The sequence below is a fragment of the Anabaena cylindrica UHCC 0172 genome, assembly GCF_034931625.1.
GTDB lineage: Bacteria > Cyanobacteriota > Cyanobacteriia > Cyanobacteriales > Nostocaceae > Anabaena > Anabaena cylindrica_A.
On record NZ_JAYGGY010000123.1, the window covers coordinates 1 to 20,008 of the forward strand.

A 20,008-nucleotide genomic window follows, 5' to 3' on the forward strand; every position below is an offset into this window, starting at 1 on the left:
TGCGGTATGGCTATAGCTTGCGTGACGACGTAGGAGTCATACGCCACGCTCCGCGAACGTTAATCCGAATAATTTATTTCTTGGAAGTCCCTAATCAAAAAAAAACCTCCCATCTGGGAGGTAAAAAAGTAGCGGAATTTATAACCTACAAAAGCACTACAGCACTTGCACCTCCGAAGGCCGCAGCGATACCTGAAACAACTGCTGTGGCAAATAACCACCAAGCCGCATTAGCTGCCGCTTTGCGCGTTTCTTCGGCTTGGCGCTGGGCTTGATGTTTCACCTGTTCTAGGCGATGTTGGGCTGCGTGCTGTAGGCGTTCGGCTCGTTGCAAGACATGATTCCGGGTGCTTTCAATTTGGTCAATAATCCTGTTAACATCTGCCTCTGAGATATCCTCGCGGGAACTCAAAATGGCCACTAAGGTATCCCGGTTGAAATGGGACAAGCGATCGCGCAATGCATCAAATCCAGCTTGAGGATCATCAAACAATTGGCGGATATCATACTTAATTCCATCATAATTAAGTTCCGGGCGATCCAAGGAATTGAGATAATTACGAATAGTGGCAAAAACGCCATCAATCACATCTTGGATACGTCGTTGAACTCCCCGTACCTGTTCTACAAATTGGTGGCGCACGAGGACGATATTATCGGCAATTCTGGCTGCTTCTTGATCAGTCATGTCTTCCCGAATTTTCAGCAAAGCGATAATGGTTTCCCTGTCGAAATGCGAAAGGCGATCGCTCAAACTTTCCATTCCCACCCGTGGATCATGCAACAATAATTGCAAATCCCGCTTGATCCCTTCCGGGTTCAATTCTTCCTTACCTGTCAGCCGTAAATAGTCTTGCAGATAAGTTTGGAAAGTTTGTACCCGTTGCTGTGTCCTGGTTGCAAGGCGACGTGGCGCACGAACAAAGTTACGAATTGATGTCTGCATATCATCAATGACTTGATTAACTTGTTCTTCACTCAAGTCTTGACGTTGACTCAACAATTGCACCAAAGTATCTCTGTCAATATGCGATAAACGACGACGCAGGACAACCATGCCCTCTTTAGGATGTTCAAACAATTTCGTCAAATCTCGCTGAATTCCTTCAGGATTCAATTCATCCTTACCAGTATTTCGCAAGTAATCGGCAATAGTAGTACTAACAGAATCATATTGTTCCTTAGCTTTTTCCGTTACCAGTTGCGGTGTATGGCGGATACTATGCCATGATTCTTCCACCGCATTAATAATGTGATTAACTTGTTCTTCAGACAAATCTTGGCGTTGACTCAACAATTGCACCAAAGTATCTCTGTCAAACCGAGACAAACGCCACTGAATTGCTGCCATTCCAGCTTGGGGGTCTTCTAAAAGTCTTCTCAAATCAGCACGGATAGCATCAGGATTTAATTGTTCCTTACCTGTATTCCGCAGATATGACTCGACATTTAACCAGAGGGTTTCTGCTTGATATTTTGCCTGTTGTGTCAGTCCTAAAGATTCTACCAAAACGCGATCGCGCTGCATTTCCAATTCATCCAAAATCGGATCTAAATCCCGTTCTTGAATATCATTGCGTGCTAAGAGAATCTCCCCCATTTGTTCCCGTTGCATTTGTGCCAGTCGTCGGGATAGAGTTTCATGATCTGCCTCTGAATCCGCCAATAGTGGTTTAAAATCTCGATCAATCCCTTCTGGTGTTAACTCAGTTTTCGGAGTCACCAACAGATAACTTTCTATCCGTCGTTGCAAATCTTGGACAATTTCTCTTTCTTCCTGGGCAATTACTGTGGCTAACACATTATCCCGCACAGCCACCAATTCGTCAGTAATGTGACTAATTTGTATTTGCGTCAACAGTCCCCGCTGTTGCAGAATATTCACAAAATCCTGGCGAGATATTTTCTCTAATTCCCTATGTATTACACCAGGATCAGCCGCTGGGTCATAGATCACATCCCGAAATTCTTGAGCAATTCTTTTTTCACTTAGTTGCCAAGCATAGGTGTTACTTAGGTAGTTTTCAATGTCAGCACGAATTGGACTGTAAGGTTGTTCTGTAACTTGTTGTATGACTTTTTGTTTAGCATTACCAAAGGAGAGCAAAATTTTCTCCACATCCCAATCTGATAAATCTGCCCTACTCAAAACTACCCCAGTCAATGCCGATATTGCCTGTTGCACCATTCCTGGTTTTTGTTCTGCTGCTTTGGAGGTCTGAATTTCAGTAATTAACTGGTCAACTTTGGCATTGATTTCGTCTGTTTTGGCTTGTCCAGGGGGAAGGGATTTGAGATAGTCCATCAACTCACCTAAGCGGTCTGTGCTTGGTGCTTGTTTACTTACCACTTGCTGCCAAATTTTATATAAAGAGTCAGCAACGCGGTTAACTTCCCGTTTAGATAAATCAGTCCGACTGCTCACCAAATCAATAAACTGTTGACGGTCAATGTTGCGGAGGTCTGGACTATTAGCGATCGCTTTAAACTGCGGTTCATTGAGTAATCTTTCAAATTCACCCCGAATCTTGGATATATCAATTTCTGGGGGACGAAGCTTTTCTATGTAATCTTCTATATTCTCACGAATACTATCCGGATCGAAACCAGAGGCGGGCAATGCGATCGCACTCTCAAATTCACGACGCACAGCAGATGCAGCCGCTCCAGCCGTTGCTACCACTTGCTGATTCACAGCTTTAGCCCCCAGCGTCGCCGTAGCCGTTCCCATAATCGCCTGAAAACCAGAGGTAGCAGTATTCACCACCGAGCCAATTAAAGAACCTACAGTAGTAGTACTCACCCATACTAGTAATAAAAAGTATGCACCCCAAATCACTAATCCTAAAATTGCTCCTAAACTGGGATCTAAAATTAACAAACTCAATTTCACAGCCAAGAAACAAGCAATTAATAAAGCTAGTGTAACTGTAACTAATGTCCAAATCCCCAAGCCCGTACCAATTTTGCGAATCGTACCACCAAAACTTTCAATTTCTTCTGATTCTGATGGATGCCCCAAATAGGAAATACCAGCAGCAACCGAAAGATTGGTGAAAACTAATTGGAAAGCAAACGCCAGAATCACCCCAGAGATTAAAGCCACAAAAAAGCGCGGGCCGGAAGTTAGAACCGATGTCTGTGCTGGTGAGACGTTAGCAGGGCTTATAGGTATTTGTGCCATCCACCATAAATGTTTGTACAGTTCTTGCATGATTTGTATTTTCCTGCCTCTAAATTCAACTGGAGAAATTCAATATTTAGTTAGTATTTGTATCTAAACACAACTCCTCTAGCCTTTAGAATCCTGGAATGTAGGCTATCCTAGCATCCATCTAAGGTGGGAACACCTGGTACAACTTTAGAAAGAAATTGAGTCTTTTATTATTATTACTAGTCATATAGTTGAGGCTGATAATGGTTATTTGGTAATTGCAATAATTCCTGACTAAACTCATCATTTTCCTGTTACCTACCACCTTTAAAAAATCCCCTTTTCCAATCAAGAACAGGAAAAGGGGGGATTTTTTATAATTTTCACAACTCAAAGTAAAAAACGCACTAACACATACAAAGCTGAAGTCACAAGTTGCAGCAACATTACAGGAATACCGTAATGTAAAAAAGTCTTAAAGGAAATTCTTCTACCATGCTGTTCAGAAATTCCCGCAGCAACAATATTAGAAGATGCTCCTACGAGAGTACCATTACCTCCCAAAGTTGCACCAAACATCATTGCATAAAACAGTGGTAAAACTTCTGGGGGAAACTGTCCTTGATAGTCTAAAGCTAAAATTTCTGCTGGTGCTAATCCCACATTAACGATATATTGTTTCAGCAAAGGAACCATCGCCACAACTAAAGGAATATTAGGAATAACGCTAGATAATATCCCCACCAAAAATAACAACACTAGCGAACCTAGGAGAATATTTTTGCCCAAAATCGTTCCTAAAATACCTGATAAACTTTGAATCACACCTGTTTTATCCAGCCCTCCAATTAGCACAAAAGTACTCATGAAAAATATTAAGGTACTCCAATCTACATCCCTTAATATATTGTTAACAGTATCAATGCGGCTGTGATGAGATAGTAATAAAGCTAAAGCAGCCCCTAACAAAGCTACAGCAGCAGGTGAAATAGGTATTGGTAAAGACTCACCAATTACAAAAAATAGCAATACAAAACCTACAATCACTCCACCCACCATTAAAACTCGCGGATGATTGATTTGAGGATGTGGTAATTCCTCCAGATTATCTAGCGTTGTATTCCAAATTTTTTTAAATAAAAATGGTAGTGTAACAACTACAGTTCCAATAGCCAATACTCCTCCTAAACTCAAGTTCCATAAATAATCTATAAAACTAATATTCACAGCATCACCAACTATATAAGTCGCGGGATCTCCAACTAAAGTTAACAATCCAGCACTATTGGCAATCAACACCATTAAAATCAATAAAGGCACAAAATTTACACCAATTTCTTGTGCAATTGGAGGAATTAAAGGTGCTAACAACATAACTGTTGTGGCATTTGGTAAAACGGCACAAATAGGAGTAACAATTCCCACAATACTCAGCAATAAACGTTTCCCATTACCTTGTGATAGGATAACAATTTGCGTAGCTAAATAATCAAATATCTTAGTAGGTTCAAATGCACGCACCAATACCATTACGCCAAAAAATAAACCCAGCGTTCCATAACTATTGCCAATGTAACTAACAGCTTCTGGCAAGGTCATAATATTACTAAAAACGAGTAATAATGCTCCCAATAAAGCAGCAATAGTAAGATGTACCCATTCCGTCATGATTAAAACAATGACGGTAATAAATATGATTACACTGAGAATAGCTTGCCAGTTTTCCACACATTTAACCTCGAAATATTACTATTTGGATAGTAGCGAAAAAGCCACCTAAAGTATAAGTGACTTCTCCATAATTTTAATTTAATTGACAATCACTGTGATTGATAACAGCAACTATTCATCAATACAAATGGGAATACCCAAAACAGCACAGGGAAAATTAGTACCTAGCGTCTTAATCATTGGATGATCGACAGATTTGCACCCTAAAAACAGAATATCAGCAGTTTCTGATTCCACAAATTTTTTAAGTTCTGCACCAATTTTGCCAAACCGCAGATGTGATTTAAATGAAATTTGCCATTCTTGAGCTAGAGTTTTTGCTTGCCAAAGAATTCTGTCTGCTGCTTTAAAAAAAGTTCTTGATTCTCCTTGTAATTTTGGTGAAATTTCTCTTACCTTTTGTTGAGTTAATACCGATGTCACTGACTTTGATAAATTGCTCACTGCACACTCTAATTGAAGCTGATTATGGGCAGAATTGAAAATATCGAGATATTGATTGCTGGAGTTTTGTTCTACTACATAAACAGCCTGGACTGTAACTTGAGTATTGGTAGCTAAACTCGTTTGGTGGGCAATCCAACAAGCAATATCTAGGGCTGTATGACTCTGAGGGGAAGCATCATAGCCAACAATTAAGTTAACGGAATTGGCTATTTGATATTGTTGAGAAACGAGGTTTTCAGCTTCTGGTAACAATACCATTTGTTCAACTAGGTCATCACGACCTATAGCACATTGCAAGCGTGCTAACATTGGCTTAATTTTCACAGTTTTAACTTCTCTCCCTTGAAACGGATTACGAATGAGAAGCAGGGATGCCAATTTTGGATTTTGGATTTTGGATTTTATCCAGAATTATCTATCAATCTAAAATTGATTCAGGAAACCCCAATCATAACTGCTATTACAGCCAAGGTTTTGGGGGTTCCTTCCATTGCCTACGGAGTTAGCTGACGGGCTAAGACTGGAAGGTGTCTCTCGTTAGATTAGCCCCAATTTTTGGTTCCTCCGCTTCAAATCCAGCTTTCATGAATTTGAATTAGGCTACCCACTAAAAATATAATAATACTATTTTATTCTTCTGAAGTAAAGTGGTGGTATAAAAAATTTAGAACGTGATTCCGATACTGTAATTTTTCCTTTGCAAATGGAAATGAAAGAAAGTTGATTTCGCTCAAAGATACAAAAGATATTTTTGCAGCTTTGAGTAAAATTAACAACTTTTACTCTAACAATCCGCGTTTTTTCAATTTAGCTAACGCATCTTCAGCAGCATCTTTTTCTGCATCTTTTTTATTACGTCCTTTACCTGTTCCATACTCTTTTCCATCTACTAATACTTTAGCTACAAATTCTGGTGCATGAGATGGTCCCCCTATTTGTTCCGTCATATATTTAGGAGGATTTGCACCAATTTCTTTTTGTACCCATTCCTGAAAGCGGTTTTTTGAGTCTACATTAGAGCGAGAGACAACAATTTTTTCTGATACAGATTCAAATAGCGGTTCTACAATAGCGCGAACGACTTCAATATTGGAATTGTTATCTAGATAGTAAGCGCCAAGGACAGCTTCAAATGTGCTGCTTAATAAATTAGGATTTTGATATCCTCCATCTCGAATTGCACCTTGTCCTAAACGCATTCTGAAGTCTAAACCTACTTCAATCGCAAATTTTGCTAATTGCTTTTCATCAACTAATGCAGAACGACGACGAGTTAATTCATCTTCTTCTTTTTCTGGGTGACGTTTATAGAGATATTCCCCACTTAAGAAATTGAGGATAGCATCACCGAGAAATTCTAGACGTTCGTTTTGTTCACCTTCTCCTGGGTGTTCGTTGACATAAGAACGGTGAGTTAGTGCTTGACGGAGGAGTTTTTCGTTATGGAATGTGAGAAGTTTGTGCATTTTTATTTTTTCATTATTTGTGAATTTAATTAAGTTAAGAGGTGAGCAAAATACCCACCTCGTAAAAGAAAAACCTAAAAAAAATTCAGGTGTTACTGAAAGACAGTTATTTTACACCAGGTGGAAACAGACTATTCCCACGGGAATGGTTACAAGTTAAACAAGCGAGTCTTAGGTTTTCCAAAGAATTAGAACCACCACGACTTTTAGGACGGAGATGTTCAATAGTCAGCATATCTATCGATATCGACTTACCACACCACCAACAGCAAGCACCATATTCATCCATCAGTTGATGCTTTTTACTTTTTTTCTGTTTGGGATTCATGTGAATTTATTTTCCGTTGTTTTTTTATCAACAGCATCGGAAAACCACACATCTATTAGCAATATAGCCATACCAGAGAATAAATTAAAAAGTTAGTTTTCTCTTATCTAGCTTCTCTAAATTAATCAGTTTCAGTCTCAGCAGTATTATTCCCAAATTACCGCCAACAGTTCGCTTCGTTCCTGCGGCTGAAATTTGATCTAAAAAAATTTACTTTTAACCAGTTTTCCTGACAAATTGGTGAGTTTGTTCAGCTGCTATAATTCTGTTTATCTTGAAGTAGTATTTCGCAAATAAAATATTCTATTTATCGAGTTAGAACCAAGCACTGAAGGATAAAATATAGCTTCTTATTTCCCTTCTGCAAGCAATAACGCAATTGTTTTGAGATTCTTAGCTATATGTTAGATTCTCTTAGAATGGCATGATGGCGTTATTTTTGCTAGGTTCTGCTAACTTCAAAATTTCTCACAAATTTAATTGTCACTACTATCGAGTGCCACTAACTAATCGCTTTGCACTTGCTGGTTCTGGCTGAAATCAAATTTAACTTTCAGACAAAGGAACAAAGCGAACTACTAGCAGTAACTTAGGAATCCTGCTGCTGAGACAACTACTGACGCTTGGGCGTTAGAGTTCTGCTTGAGATCGCAGTTACTTAGCTGTCTTAACCCTATATTATCACATACCTACTATGGGATGTCAAGCCCCAGTTTGTTAAAAAATGTAACCTACAACTCCAAATACCCATGTAGGGTGTTCCGGGAATGTCACTGAGTTTAAACATGGGTAGAGATTGTTATAATTATGGGTAAAAAGACTCAACTTTACACTAATGTCAGTTAAAGATGTTTTTTCATGATGCTGTTAGGAAAGGATTGGAAAAAGAGGGTTGGGTGCAGGGGAAACGCATCTAAATTTTATTGACAAAATACCGTTTTAATGTATAAACAAATAAATCCCAATTTATCGTTTGATTGATTTTTTCAGGGTCATAGTGATGGATTAGGATATTGTCAATAAGTGGTCGTTAATGCGAATATTTTAGTCATTATTGAGATTTAATTACCCTTATTGATAAGATGCGTTTCCCCTGGGGTTGGGTGATTACAGATGACCCTTTAAGAATTCGCTCAGGTCGGGTTGATATGCAAATTGATTTGGGTGCAGAAAAAATCATAGCCGCTGAGAAAGGAGAAGAAAAGATCGCGGTTGAAATTAAAAGCTTTATTAGTTCCTCTAATATTTCTGAATTTCATACAGCGTTGGGTCAATTTCTTAACTATCATCTTGCTTTGAAAGAACAACAACCGGATAGATTTTTATATTTAGCAGTTCCCAAAACACCCTATGAAACATTTTTTCAATTGCCATTTGTAGAGAATGTGATTGAGCATTTTCAACTAAGTATAATCATTTATGATCCTAATCAAGAGGTGATTTTAGTATGGAAAAAATAGAACAATATCGCCAGTATATTCAAGAATTATTAACTGAATATGCTCAAGGAAGTCCATCGGATGAAGAAGTGGAAACACAACTGATTTTTGATAAAGAAAGAGATCATTATCAGGTTGTTTATACAGGTTGGAAAAATCGCCGACCAATGTATGGTTGTGTTTTACATTTGGATATTAAAAATGGTAAAATTTGGATTCAATATAATGGAACTGAGATAGATATAGCAAATAAACTCGTTGATTTAGGAGTACCAAAAGAAGATATTGTGTTAGCGTTTCATGAGCCTTTGGTAAGACAATATACAGGCTTTGCAGTTGGTTAGTTCCAGAACCCTGACTTCTCAAATAAGTCGAAGATCTAATTATTTTTAATTTTTTTTGGTGAGAAACCAGATCCCCTACCGAAAGCAACTGATCAAGCGATCTCGGCCATGACTAAGGGTGCTGTAGCAGATATGAAATCGAAATAGTCTCTTGTCTGAATCAGGATTTTCTGGATTTAAGGATTTACAGGATGTGAAGATGAAATATAAATCTTGTTCATCCTCTAATCCAGTACATTCTGGTTCTAATTCAAGATTATTTCTGCACAGACCAAGAACGAACTTGACCTAAAGTTACCGGAATGCGATCGCTCACGTCAATAGTAAACAGAAAGACTTTTTTAGCCCTACTGCCATTTTCGGGGTCAAAAAACTTGGCTCTTCGGTAGTTGTTATGCCAAATATGAGTTTATTTACCCCAAAACCTTTATAAATAAAGGGCTTTGTTGATTTTGATATGGCTCACTGTAAAATTCCAAATAATTATCTAATAAATTAAATATCCAATAATCAGCAATTCCCGCTTTTGCATAAAGAGGGATTTTCACATTTTGGTCATAATCTATTGAAGAATCAGCAACTTCTATAACTAACAAGATATCAGTCCCTTGTGGATGTGAAGAGAAATAATTATCATCACGATTTTTGATGATTGCAAAATCTGGTTCTGGTTCGCTTTTGGGTGGTATGCTAATAGGGGCTTGAGATTGTAAAGTTGCTCTGTCTCCTATCACTTTAGGAAGTTCTCGCAATAAATTACGTAAACAAGTTTCATGCGCTCTACCTTTTGATACCATTTCTATTATAATAACTATTAAGGAAACAATGCCTGCGCCTACTATTACCCCGACAATGACTGCTTTTCCGCTGACTGCTGTAGTCGGACAAGAAGCAATTAAAATAGCCTTGCTGTTGACAGCAGTTGATCCCGTTTTGGGGGGTGTGGTGATTGCAGGTCGTCGTGGTACGGCTAAATCTGTGATGGCGCGTGCTATTCACGCTTTGTTACCACCTATTGAAGTTGTTAAAGATTCAGTTAGCAACTGTGATCCCAACCATCCAGAGGAATGGGATGATAAACTCTTAGCTGAGGAAAGACAGGAGATAGAAACGGAAATTATCCCTGCACCTTTTTTGCAGATTCCTTTGGGGATTACGGAAGACCGGCTTTTAGGTTCTGTGGATGTGGAACAGTCGGTTAGACAAGGTGATACGGTTTTTCAACCAGGGTTGCTGGCTACCGCAAATCGTGGGGTGCTGTATGTGGATGAAATTAATTTATTAGATGACCAAATTAGTAACCAGCTTTTAGCTGTATTATCGGACGGACGTAACCAAATTGAACGAGAAGGGATCAGTTTTCAACATCCTTGCAAACCGTTGTTTATTGCGACTTATAACCCGGAAGAAGGGGCGCTCAGAGAACATTTACTTGATAGAATTGCGATCGCACTATCAGCAGACGGAGTTCTGGGTATAGATCAAAGAGTACAGGCAGTTGAGCAAGCGATCGCATATTCCCAGTCTCCCACAGAATTTCTCCAACAATACAACGAAGACATCGACTCACTCAAAACCCAAATTATCCTGGCGCGGGAATGGTTAAAAGAAGTTACCATTACCCAAGAACAAATTGCCTACCTCGTGAATGAAGCCATTCGCGGGGGTGTAGAAGGACATCGTGCAGAATTATTTGCAGTGCGAGTTGCAAAAGCCGCAGCAGCTTTGGAAGGACGCAATACTGTCACCGCTGAAGATTTACGTCGCGCTGTGGAATTGGTCATAGTTCCCAGAACCACAATAGTGCAGACACCACCCCCAGACCAACCACCTCCACCTCCCCCACCACCAGAAAATCAAGACGAGTCAGAATCAGAAGAAGAACAAGAGGAAGAAGAGGAAGAGGAAAAAGAAGAAGACCAAGAACAGCAAGAACCCCCAGACATTCCTGAAGAGTTTATTTTTGATCCAGAAGGGGTAATTCTTGATCCAGAAGTGCTTTATTTTACCCAGATGGCGCAACGGCAAGGTAAATCTGGAAGTCGCAGTATTATCTTCTCAGACGATAGGGGACGGTACATTAAGCCGATGATTCCCAAAGGTAAGGCGCGACGAATAGCCGTAGATGCCACATTGCGATCCGCCGCACCGTATCAAAAATCACGCCGTGCCAGACAACCAGATAAAAAAGTAATTGTCGAACACGGAGATATCCGTTCTAAGCGGCTGGTGAGAAAAGCCGGCGCTTTAGTGGTGTTTGTTGTGGATGCTTCCGGTTCAATGGCTTTAAATCGGATGCAATCCGCTAAAGGTGCGGTGATGCAACTTTTAACAGAAGCCTATCAAAATCGTGATCAAGTATCTTTAATCCCCTTCCGAGGTGAACAAGCAGAAGTTTTATTACCTCCTACCCGTTCCATTGCTTTAGCTAAAAATCGCTTAGAAAGATTACCTTGTGGTGGTGGTTCACCTCTCGCACATGGTCTAACTCAAGCGGTACGTGTGGGAGTAAATGCCCAAATGGGTGGGGATATCGGTCAGGTTGTTATAGTGGCAATTACTGATGGTCGTGGTAATATTCCTTTAGCTCGTTCTTTAGGTGAACCTATGGAACCAGGAGAAAAGCCAGATATCAAAGCCGAATTATTGGATATTGCGGGCAGAATTAGAGCTTCAGGTATGCAATTGTTAGTAATTGATACTGAGAGTAAATTTGTATCAACTGGCTTTGCAAAGGAATTGGCAAAAACAGCCAATGGTAAATATTATCATTTACCCAAAGCAACTGATCAAGCGATCGCGGCAATGACTAGAGGTGCGATCGCAGATATGAAATCAAAGTAAGTTGACATCTCGTGAAAAAGTAGAGACGTTCCATGGAACGTCTCTATAAAGGTTGTAAAATACGCGGATTTAATTTCTGGAGATATCTAATTGAGAGAAATCAATATATTAAAATAGTAAAAATGGAGTTACTAAACATGAATCAGCTAACACCAAAACAACCAGCAAGAAGAGGAAGAATTTTTCCTGAACTGACTTTATCGCCGGAAGAATTAGCTAAACGTGAAGCAGAAAGAGAAGCATTTCACAAACGTTGTCGGGCAATTTTTGAGCGTGTGCGTCCTGAGTTGATGAAAGAACATTATAATTGGTATATTGCCGTAGAACCAGATAGTGGTGATTATTTTGTTGATCAAGATATGGAAGTTGCGAGTAAACAAGCTAGAGACAAACATCCTCATGTGATACACTTCCTATTTCGGATTAATGAAACTGGAGTAACCGGGAGAATATGATACATGGTTATTTTGGTGATGAAGGGCAGCTATTTTTTGAAGTTGAGTTAATTAGTGCTGATAGTTTAAATATGCCTGTAGATACCTTGTTAGATACAGGTTTTACAGGCTTTATGGCTATTAATAAACAAGATCTAGATGCTTTGAATTGGGAATTTATTAGTGAACAAAGAATGCGAACTGCACAGGGAATAAAAATTTTTGATATTTATTTAGGTAAGGTGATATTGGATAATCAAGAGTATGAAATTCCTGTTTATGCTGGAGATCAGTTGACGGAAATTTTATTGGGTTCAAGGTGGTTGGAATTTTTGCCTTTGGTGGTGAATTTTCAAGCTGGTATTTTGACTTTGGGATGAATAATTTTGGAGAAATAAACCACGAAGACACTTTCGCGGTAGCGTCCCGCAGGGAAGCAAAGAGTGCGAAGAAAAGAAGAGAGAAGAGTTATTTTTAGTTAATTGTTAAATGAAAGTAGAATTTATTAATCTTTAAAATCCAAAATATTTACTAATAGTTCCACTATCTCTAAAAGTTGATCTGGTTGATTATCAATTAGCCATTCAGTAAGCTTGACGGAGTGTGTTGTTTTAGAAAATGGTAATCGCGTGTCACAAAAATGTGCAAATAATTCCTTTAGCAGCTTTGCACCATCAATTTTATCAAACCAATCTTTATCTGAAATTTGCTCACTCTTTGGATTTTTTGGAAAATAATCAGTTTCGTATTTATTTTTATCAATCCATTCTTTAACGTCTTCAATAGCAAGTTTTTCTTCACGGTTTTCGTCACATTCATTAATGACTGCTGTTATTGCCTCTGGATGAAGTAGATAATTTTCATACATACGTCGAGGCAGTAATTTAACAGGTTTCTTACTTCTTTTCTGCAACTCTTTCTCATCATTGTCTGACCTAGTCTCACGGTCAAATAAGAATCCAATAGCAGGTGGAAATAAGCTTGAACCTCCACTAAGCTTGTCATAGATATCAAATATCAAACTAGCATTTTTATTATCTAAACGTCCTACATCCTGAACAGCCAAAATTGTAGTACCTAATAATGATTTCTTAGCTACGTTTTCTAAAATTAATGGAAAGCATATTTGCTCTGTTGGACCTTCTACCCAAAGAATATTATCAGCACCAAAAACGTCTGATAAACTCACACCAACTTCTGCTAAAAGTGACCGTTGTTCTCTTGCTTCTTTGGCATTTATTACTGATACTTTAGTTTCACAATCTTCATATTTAAGCATGATAATTTTAGAAGGATTGGCAGCATTAATTATCGTTGGTGAATGAGTAGCTATAAAATATTGGTGCTGTGGAAATTGTTTCAATATTTCAATTAATTTTTTTGCTGCCCCTGGATGTAAAAATGATTGTGGTTCATCAATAATTATAGTTCGCGGTTCTAGTGAATTTATGACAACATATAGGATAGCTAATACTTGACCGATACCTGTACCGCAAGATGATAAAGAAACAGCTAAATCTACTCTTTCGGTTTCTGGTTCTATATTCCAAATCATAATTTCTAGCTGATTATGCTCCCTAGGTTCAATTGCTATTCTTTTAATATGGGGAAAAATTTGATTTATGTATTTGTTATACTTGTCAAAAGCTGTTGAGTTTCGACTTTGTAAACCACTCAAAACTTCAGCTAAATTAGATGCGTTTGGTTCTAAAATTGAATTACTTCCAAAAGCACACCTGCTAATATTTAATCTTTCAGCATAAAACCTGTATATACGGCTTTGTAACAGTTTAAATAGCTTAACTGCAATTATGTCAGATGATTTTGCAGATTGTGTTGAATAAACTTTTAATTCTTCATTAACTGTTCTTTTAATATTAATAGTATTATAAGTATTTTCATTGTTATGACTACCTCCTGCTTGAGTATCAGGAGAGTATAAACCAAAAGATAAATCTGTATTATCTACATCAATTACGGTATTACTACAAAGTGACACTATATATTCTGCACAATTGTTTTGATTTAGCCATTCTATAAATTGATTAACTGTCTTATCTGTTATATTTTCAGGTGGTTTATTCATTATAATTACTAATGGTAAAAATTGATTTAATATTTGTCTCAATTCTTGTTTATCAAAAAATAAATAAACTTTGGATTTTGATACAGTATTGTCTAATATAGATAATGGACTATGTAGAGTGTTAATACTGCGATGTGGCACATCCTGAAATTTTAGCGTTAGTGCTTCTAATAGTGCTGTTTTTCCTGAATTATTCTGACCAACAATAATATTAATACCGGGCGTAAATTCCAGTAAACCAGAATCTTGAAAGGATTTGTAGTTGGAAATTTGGAATTTTGAAATGTACATATAAATTAACAGTAGTGAATTTTGATGATGTATGTTAAATAACTAAAATAATTATGATTGTATTTTTTGTTTCAGCAAAGCCAAAGATTCTTTATTTTATCAATATGTCTGACAAAAATCTCAATTTATATCAACAGTAACAGAAACTTGACATACAGCACTTTGCTCAACTATTTGGTACAAAACGAAATCCTATAACCCTTATGCCATAAACCTTTTGAATATTTAGGTGTGGGAATTTAAAATCTAGATAGATTGTCTGAATCAGGATTGTGAGGATTTAAAGATTGACAGGATATGAAAATTAAATTGACACTCTCCGATCTAAATACACGGAGATTAATCCTGTTAATCCTCAAATCCCGTAAATCCTGATTCAGAAAAAGAATAACTAAGCACTGATAACTCCTGATTCAGATTGTGGGTGTAAATAGCCAATTAAATCTTGTATACCTTTATGCAGATACCGAGTTACTGTCATCGGACTAGCACCAATTCTCTTAGCAGCATCCTTGCGGGTGAGTTCCTTGACAAATACCAACTCAACGGCCATGCGAGGTTTATCGTCTAACATATTCATAGCCCCTTGTAGTTGTAGTCGTTCTTCCTCTTGTTGTTGATGCAGAGTAGTACGAGGACAAGGAAGTATATCACCCAAAGTCAATTGATAATCAACATAATTAACTGGGGTTGCATCTAAACTTAACGGCATCCGGTTTTGAGCCGCTAACTTGCATTCTTGCCACTCTTGCAGGGAAATATTAAGTTTGTTAGCAATTTCAATATCTTTGGGAGGACGACCTAGAGATAGTGTCAAATCTTTGCGAATTTTTTGCCCTTCATTGAAAAGTTCTTGCCAACGACGGGGAATTTTGACTAGAGTAGAGCGATCGCGCAAAAAATGCAGCATTTCACCGCGAATATAAGGTATAGCAAAGGAACTAAACGCATAACCTTGAGTAGGATTAAAGCGTTCAATAGCCCTAATTAGACCAAAATAACCGATCTGTTCTAAATCTTCATAAGGCTCATTACACTGATGGCTAAATTTATAAGCCATTTTACGGACTAAACCCGTATGTAACTGTACCAGTTGGTTACGAAGTTTAATAGAAGGAGCGCGGTGGTATAAGTGTAATAGCTCTATACCATCAGATTGCACAGAGGACTCACTTGCTGCCATATCAATTCCTTTGTAGTAACCCCCTTCTCCGAAGAATGGAGTTGCGTATACTTGATTTCAAACTGTCATTATTCTCCTTAGTCATCGCTGAATAAGCCATCGTTGTTTTACTGAACTTAAAATAAGCTTACGTCAGCCCATAAGTATAATTACGTATAAATCTTCATTTTTGTCTGTTATCTGTAATTTTTATTTACAAATCTCAAATTTAATCAGTGTATAGTTTTTTCTTATGTAATTAAATAAAGCTGACTCTGCGTAATAATTCCACATATGTCTAGTAGTTATCTCTACTGGAGAGTAAAAAATAAACCAACACCTGATTATAAATAAAACAAACAGGTAATCTACCTCTTGATATTTCGTTACAAAACTTACTTTTATTTAGTGGATATTACCGAATTATTCAGCAATTAACTGCTAGATTGGTCATGAGAGTAGCAGTAAACCAAATCAATACCTGTGGAAATATCGTCAGCAAATGCGTTATAATTTACATCCAGAAAAATTATCTTTATAAAATTTTACAGCGACTACTAAAAAATTTCCTTTCTAGATTTCCTCCCTAGTCTCAAGACACAAGTATTGGTAAGAATGGAGAGAAAGAGGTCATTTACTCAAAAATCTAGTAGTTTTTAGATATGAGCAATACCAGCAATTTTCGTCAAGCTTTCCGTGAAGCTCAAAATCACGCCCTTGTTGGCCCCAATGTTATTGCCAACGCCCTGCCCTTTGTTGGTGGTGGTTTAGTTCTAACTGCATTAGGAGCCTACGGTGGTTTAGGAGTTATTCGTTCTAACCCCCAACTATTTTTCCCCACCCTCATTGGTGCTGTAGTTCTGGAGTTAATTCTCTTCTTTGTCGCTCAAAATGTTGCCTCCAAAGGTAACAACAGCGTTGCCCTCCCACTATTAGCAATTTACAGCCTCTTATCTGGATATACCCTCAGTGGCCTGGTGTTTGTCGCTTTGAGAACCCAAGGTGTGGGTATTGAAGGCATTGGCATTGCTGCCCTTGGTTGTGGTGTCACCTTTATTGCTGCCCGTCAAATTGGTTCTAATCTCTCAGAATCAGACGGTATGGCATTGACAAAAACCGTCTCCTTGGGCGTAATTGCCTTAGTCGTTGTTTGTCTAGTTCAATTTGGGTTGGCCTTATTTGGTGTTTACACACCCACTTGGTTAGAAATCGGTATCTCTGGTTTAGGGGTATTTATTTTCGCGGGAGCATCTGTGGTTGATTTCTACATCTTGCCCCGTACTTACCGCGATGATCAGTACTTACCGGCAGCTTTGTCGATGTATCTAACTTACATCAACTTATTCGTCTTTATTCTGCGGTTACTAATAGCTATTAATGGCCGTGATTAAGTCTTTGTAGACAAGAGAAAAAACACAATTTAACTAAGACTAACCGTGGTTTATCTACAAAGAGCCACGGTTTTTTCGTCTACTGATGATTCGGTAATTTGCACCACGGGTTTTAGATAATTTGTCCAACTACAGCTAAAATCGAAAATATCAAAGAAAATAAAGAGCGATTCTTGCGGTGCGCTTTGCGATCGCCCACAAATCCAAATCGTTCTCAACTAAACTAAGTAATATGGATGTCCTAGAACTCAAACGCGAAATCGAAACGTTGTCTGGCCGCCTGGGTAAAACCCAGGACTATCTTTGACGTACCCGCACTCAAAGCCAAAATTCATGACTTGGAACAAATATCAGCCCAGCCAGAATTTTGGGACGACCAAACCCAAGCACAACAAACACTACAAGAACTCAACGACCTCAAAGACCACTTGGAACAATACTATCAGTGGCACGCCAATTTAGATGATACCAGGGCGGTTATCGAGCTACTAGAATTAGAAACCGACGAATCACTCTTGCAAGAAGCGGAATCTACCATCACCAAGCTTAACCGTGAACTTGACCAGTGGGAATTACAACAGTTACTTTCTGGCCCCTACGATATTCAAGGCGCAGTTTTAACAATTAATGCAGGTGCAGGTGGTACAGACGCTCAAGATTGGGCATTTATGCTCATGCGAATGTACACCCGTTGGGCAGAAGATCATGGCTACAAGGTAATTTTATCTGAAGAATCAGAAGGTGATGAAGCGGGAATTAAATCAGCCACCTTAGAAATTACTGGTCGTTACGCCTATGGTTACTTGCGTTCTGAAATGGGTACTCATCGCTTAGTGCGGATTTCTCCCTTCAACGCCAACGGTAAGCGCCAAACCAGTTTTGCTGGGGTGGAAGTAATGCCACAAATAGATAACACCGTCAAGTTAGATATTCCAGAGAAGGATTTGGAAATTACCACAACCCGTTCTGGTGGTAAAGGTGGGCAAAACGTCAATAAAGTAGAAACAGCAGTGCGGATAGTTCACTTACCCACTGGTTTAGCTGTGCGCTGTACAGAAGAACGTTCCCAACTGCAAAACAAAGAAAAAGCTCTTGCTCGTCTTAAAGCTAAACTGTTGGTAATTGCCAAAGAACAACGCGCCCAAGAAATTGCCGAAATTCGTGGTGATATGGTGGAAGCTTCCTGGGGAAACCAAATTCGTAACTATGTGTTTCACCCTTACCAAATGGTCAAGGATTTGCGTACAAATACGGAAACAACCGCCATTGGTGATATCATGAACGGCGAAATTGATGCTTTTATCCAAGCCTATCTGCGGCAAGAAAATCAATTAGTAGATAGCAATTCTGCATAATTGGTTAAAAGCGCAGAAGTCGTTTTCCTCTCTTTCTCTCAAGCTACTAAGTTTCCCACTTACCGAGTATTTCTATGAGCAACTCTCCCTCAACAGAACCTAAACCCAGCTATGTGAAACTTGCCATGCGAAACATGGTAAACAAAGGTGGTACATCACTCAAACATTTTGCACTGACTGCTGTAGGGCTGTTAACCCTCTTCGTTGGTCTTGCTTACCTAACTCGGTAACTAAGGAGAATTTCTGCTTGGTAAAAGTTGAATTATATGTAGAAAATTGTTTTGATGAGCCTTCCCAAGTAGCAGCAGGTCAGGTAGATACCCTGTTAACAGTATCTGACAATACTTGGGAAAACTGGTTTCATCGCTGGTTAGAAATCCTGACCCCTGATCTTCCACCTGCACTAAGTTATGAAATCGGGCTGCGTTTGACAAATGATGCCCAAATTCAGGAACTAAATGCTCAATATCGCCAACAGGATAAACCTACGGATGTTTTAGCCTTTGCTTCCTTAGAGGCAGATTTGCCCCAAAGTGAGGAAATGTTGGCTTCTCAACCTTTATATTTAGGTGATATAATTGTATCCATAAATACGGCACAACTTCAAGCACAACAACAGGGACATAGTTTAACCACAGAATTAGCTTGGTTAACTGCTCATGGTTTGTTGCATCTTTTGGGTTGGGATCATCCGGATGAAGAAAGTTTGATGCAAATGTTAAAACAACAAGTTATATTACTGAATGAGATAAGTATTAATATTGACTTAAATTAGCGGGTGTGGCTTGAATTTTCAATCTTGGTGGCGATTTTGACAATATTATTGTCACCAATTCTTTAAAATTGCGTCAAAGTTAATTAAGCTCTTAAAATTAACCAAGATTCCCACCCTATAATATTGGTATCGTCCGGCCTATGTCCCAACAAATTTCGCCACCTCCAACACCAAACCGCTTATCAACCCTTGTGTCCAAAGAACGGGAACTTTCCTGGCAGATAGCCTCTAATTTATTTGTTAGTTTTAAGTATGCCTGGGCTGGAATCAGCTATAGTTTTCAAACTCAACGCAACTTTCGTATCCATCTCAGTGTCTGTGCTTTTGCTATTGGTTTAAGCATTTTTTTGCATTTACAAGCTGTAGAAATAGCTATAATTGCTATCACTAGCGGTTTAGTTTTGACATTGGAATTACTGAATACCGCTATTGAGTCTCTGGTTGACTTAACAGTTAAGCAAACTTACCATGACTTGGCTAAAGTTGCGAAAGACTGTGCGGCGGGTGCTGTGCTTGTGTCTGCTTTGGTATCTTTGTTGGTAGCTGCGACACTTTTACTACCTCCTTTAGTAGCTTTAATTGTTACCACTTTTTAGATTAGTTTTGTATCTCTAGCTTTGAGAATGGCATTTTAAAATTTGGCAAATACGCCTTCTAAAATGCTGAAATATTATTATGGATAATATTATTTTCAGGGGATGTAGAAACCCAGCCCTCTAAATATTGACAAATAGGACACAATGTGAGTTTTCTAAGAAGGT

General features: G+C 38.4%; 17 protein-coding genes, 2 pseudogenes and 1 riboswitch. Of the genes and pseudogenes, 10 read left to right on the forward strand and 9 right to left on the reverse strand.

Features of this window, described 5'->3' with window-relative positions:
• Positions 1 to 145: 145 nt before the first annotated feature.
• The 5 genes from VB713_RS26270 to VB713_RS26290 all read right to left on the reverse strand — a co-directional run bounded on the left by VB713_RS26270 (position 146) and on the right by VB713_RS26290 (position 7,126).
• The gene (locus VB713_RS26270; RefSeq protein WP_323314436.1) at positions 146 to 3,214 is read right to left on the reverse strand and encodes an MFS transporter; all 3,069 of its coding nucleotides are present in this window, start codon (positions 3,212 to 3,214) and stop codon (positions 146 to 148) included.
• Positions 3,215 to 3,544: 330 nt separating this feature from the next.
• A complete protein-coding gene (locus VB713_RS26275; RefSeq protein ID WP_323314437.1) occupies positions 3,545 to 4,882 on the reverse strand; it encodes an SLC13 family permease in 1,338 nt (445 codons plus the stop codon).
• Positions 4,883 to 4,996: 114 nt separating this feature from the next.
• A complete protein-coding gene (locus tag VB713_RS26280) occupies positions 4,997 to 5,641 on the reverse strand; it encodes a universal stress protein (RefSeq protein WP_323314452.1) in 645 nt (214 codons plus the stop codon).
• Between the two features lie 170 nt (positions 5,642 to 5,811).
• Positions 5,812 to 5,944, reverse strand: a riboswitch (cyclic di-AMP (ydaO/yuaA leader).
• 167 nt (positions 5,945 to 6,111) lie between these two features.
• The gene (gene rnc / locus VB713_RS26285) at positions 6,112 to 6,798 is read right to left on the reverse strand and encodes a ribonuclease III (RefSeq protein WP_323314438.1); all 687 of its coding nucleotides are present in this window, start codon (positions 6,796 to 6,798) and stop codon (positions 6,112 to 6,114) included.
• A gap of 106 nt (positions 6,799 to 6,904) precedes the next feature.
• The gene (locus tag VB713_RS26290) at positions 6,905 to 7,126 is read right to left on the reverse strand and encodes an HNH endonuclease (protein WP_323314439.1); all 222 of its coding nucleotides are present in this window, start codon (positions 7,124 to 7,126) and stop codon (positions 6,905 to 6,907) included.
• 1,082 nt (positions 7,127 to 8,208) lie between these two features.
• Here VB713_RS26290 and VB713_RS26295 point away from each other — a divergent pair.
• Both VB713_RS26295 and VB713_RS26300 read left to right on the forward strand, forming a co-directional pair.
• The gene (locus VB713_RS26295; RefSeq protein ID WP_323314440.1) at positions 8,209 to 8,586 is read left to right on the forward strand and encodes a XisH family protein; all 378 of its coding nucleotides are present in this window, start codon (positions 8,209 to 8,211) and stop codon (positions 8,584 to 8,586) included.
• Positions 8,574 to 8,909, forward strand: a complete 336-nt coding sequence (locus VB713_RS26300; RefSeq protein WP_323314441.1) for a XisI protein — start codon at positions 8,574 to 8,576, stop codon at positions 8,907 to 8,909. Before VB713_RS26295 ends, VB713_RS26300 begins: the two co-directional genes overlap by 13 nt.
• Before the next feature lie 256 nt (positions 8,910 to 9,165).
• On the opposite strand, the pseudogene VB713_RS26305 reads toward VB713_RS26300, so the two are convergent.
• Positions 9,166 to 9,291 (reverse strand): annotated as a pseudogene (locus VB713_RS26305) (hypothetical protein); the annotation flags it as partial.
• Between the two features lie 61 nt (positions 9,292 to 9,352).
• Positions 9,353 to 9,715: pseudogene (locus VB713_RS26310) on the reverse strand (Uma2 family endonuclease); the annotation flags it as partial.
• 19 nt (positions 9,716 to 9,734) lie between these two features.
• Here VB713_RS26310 and bchD point away from each other — a divergent pair.
• The 3 genes from bchD (at position 9,735) to VB713_RS26325 (ending at position 12,567) form a co-directional block, all read left to right on the forward strand.
• Positions 9,735 to 11,753, forward strand: coding sequence for a magnesium chelatase ATPase subunit D (bchD, locus tag VB713_RS26315; protein ID WP_323314442.1), 2,019 nt, complete (start codon positions 9,735 to 9,737; stop codon positions 11,751 to 11,753).
• A 137-nt stretch (positions 11,754 to 11,890) separates the two neighbouring features.
• Positions 11,891 to 12,208, forward strand: coding sequence for a hypothetical protein (locus VB713_RS26320; protein WP_323314443.1), 318 nt, complete (start codon positions 11,891 to 11,893; stop codon positions 12,206 to 12,208).
• Complete coding sequence (locus tag VB713_RS26325; RefSeq protein ID WP_323314444.1) at positions 12,205 to 12,567, forward strand: aspartyl protease; 363 nt, start codon at positions 12,205 to 12,207, stop codon at positions 12,565 to 12,567. Before VB713_RS26320 ends, VB713_RS26325 begins: the two co-directional genes overlap by 4 nt.
• A 125-nt stretch (positions 12,568 to 12,692) precedes the next feature.
• On the opposite strand, the gene VB713_RS26330 is transcribed toward VB713_RS26325, so the two are convergent.
• Together VB713_RS26330 and VB713_RS26335 are read right to left on the reverse strand one after the other, a co-directional pair.
• Positions 12,693 to 14,564: an ATP-dependent nuclease gene (locus VB713_RS26330; RefSeq protein WP_323314445.1), complete on the reverse strand. Its 1,872-nt coding sequence runs from the start codon at positions 14,562 to 14,564 to the stop codon at positions 12,693 to 12,695.
• A gap of 391 nt (positions 14,565 to 14,955) precedes the next feature.
• Positions 14,956 to 15,747, reverse strand: a complete 792-nt coding sequence (locus VB713_RS26335; RefSeq protein ID WP_323314446.1) for an RNA polymerase sigma factor SigF — start codon at positions 15,745 to 15,747, stop codon at positions 14,956 to 14,958.
• Between the two features lie 641 nt (positions 15,748 to 16,388).
• On the opposite strand from VB713_RS26335, the gene VB713_RS26340 reads away from it, so the two are divergent.
• The 5 genes from VB713_RS26340 (at position 16,389) to VB713_RS26360 (ending at position 19,843) form a co-directional block, all read left to right on the forward strand.
• Positions 16,389 to 17,117 (forward strand): Bax inhibitor-1 family protein, encoded by a 729-nt coding sequence (locus VB713_RS26340; protein ID WP_323314447.1) that lies wholly within the window; start codon positions 16,389 to 16,391, stop codon positions 17,115 to 17,117.
• Positions 17,118 to 17,349: 232 nt separating this feature from the next.
• Positions 17,350 to 18,472, forward strand: a protein-coding gene (prfB, locus tag VB713_RS26345) for a peptide chain release factor 2 (protein WP_323314448.1) whose coding sequence is annotated in 2 segments (ribosomal slippage) — positions 17,350 to 17,421 and positions 17,423 to 18,472 — 1,122 coding nt in all. Because the reading frame shifts where the segments join, the coding sequence is not laid out codon by codon here.
• A gap of 74 nt (positions 18,473 to 18,546) precedes the next feature.
• Positions 18,547 to 18,702, forward strand: coding sequence for a DUF3285 domain-containing protein (locus tag VB713_RS26350; protein WP_323314449.1), 156 nt, complete (start codon positions 18,547 to 18,549; stop codon positions 18,700 to 18,702).
• 17 nt (positions 18,703 to 18,719) lie between these two features.
• A complete protein-coding gene (gene ybeY / locus VB713_RS26355) occupies positions 18,720 to 19,247 on the forward strand; it encodes an rRNA maturation RNase YbeY (RefSeq protein ID WP_323314450.1) in 528 nt (175 codons plus the stop codon).
• A 140-nt stretch (positions 19,248 to 19,387) separates the two neighbouring features.
• On the forward strand, positions 19,388 to 19,843 hold the full coding sequence (locus VB713_RS26360) for a diacylglycerol kinase family protein (protein WP_323314451.1): 456 nt from the start codon (positions 19,388 to 19,390) through the stop codon (positions 19,841 to 19,843).
• Positions 19,844 to 20,008: the final 165 nt, after the last annotated feature.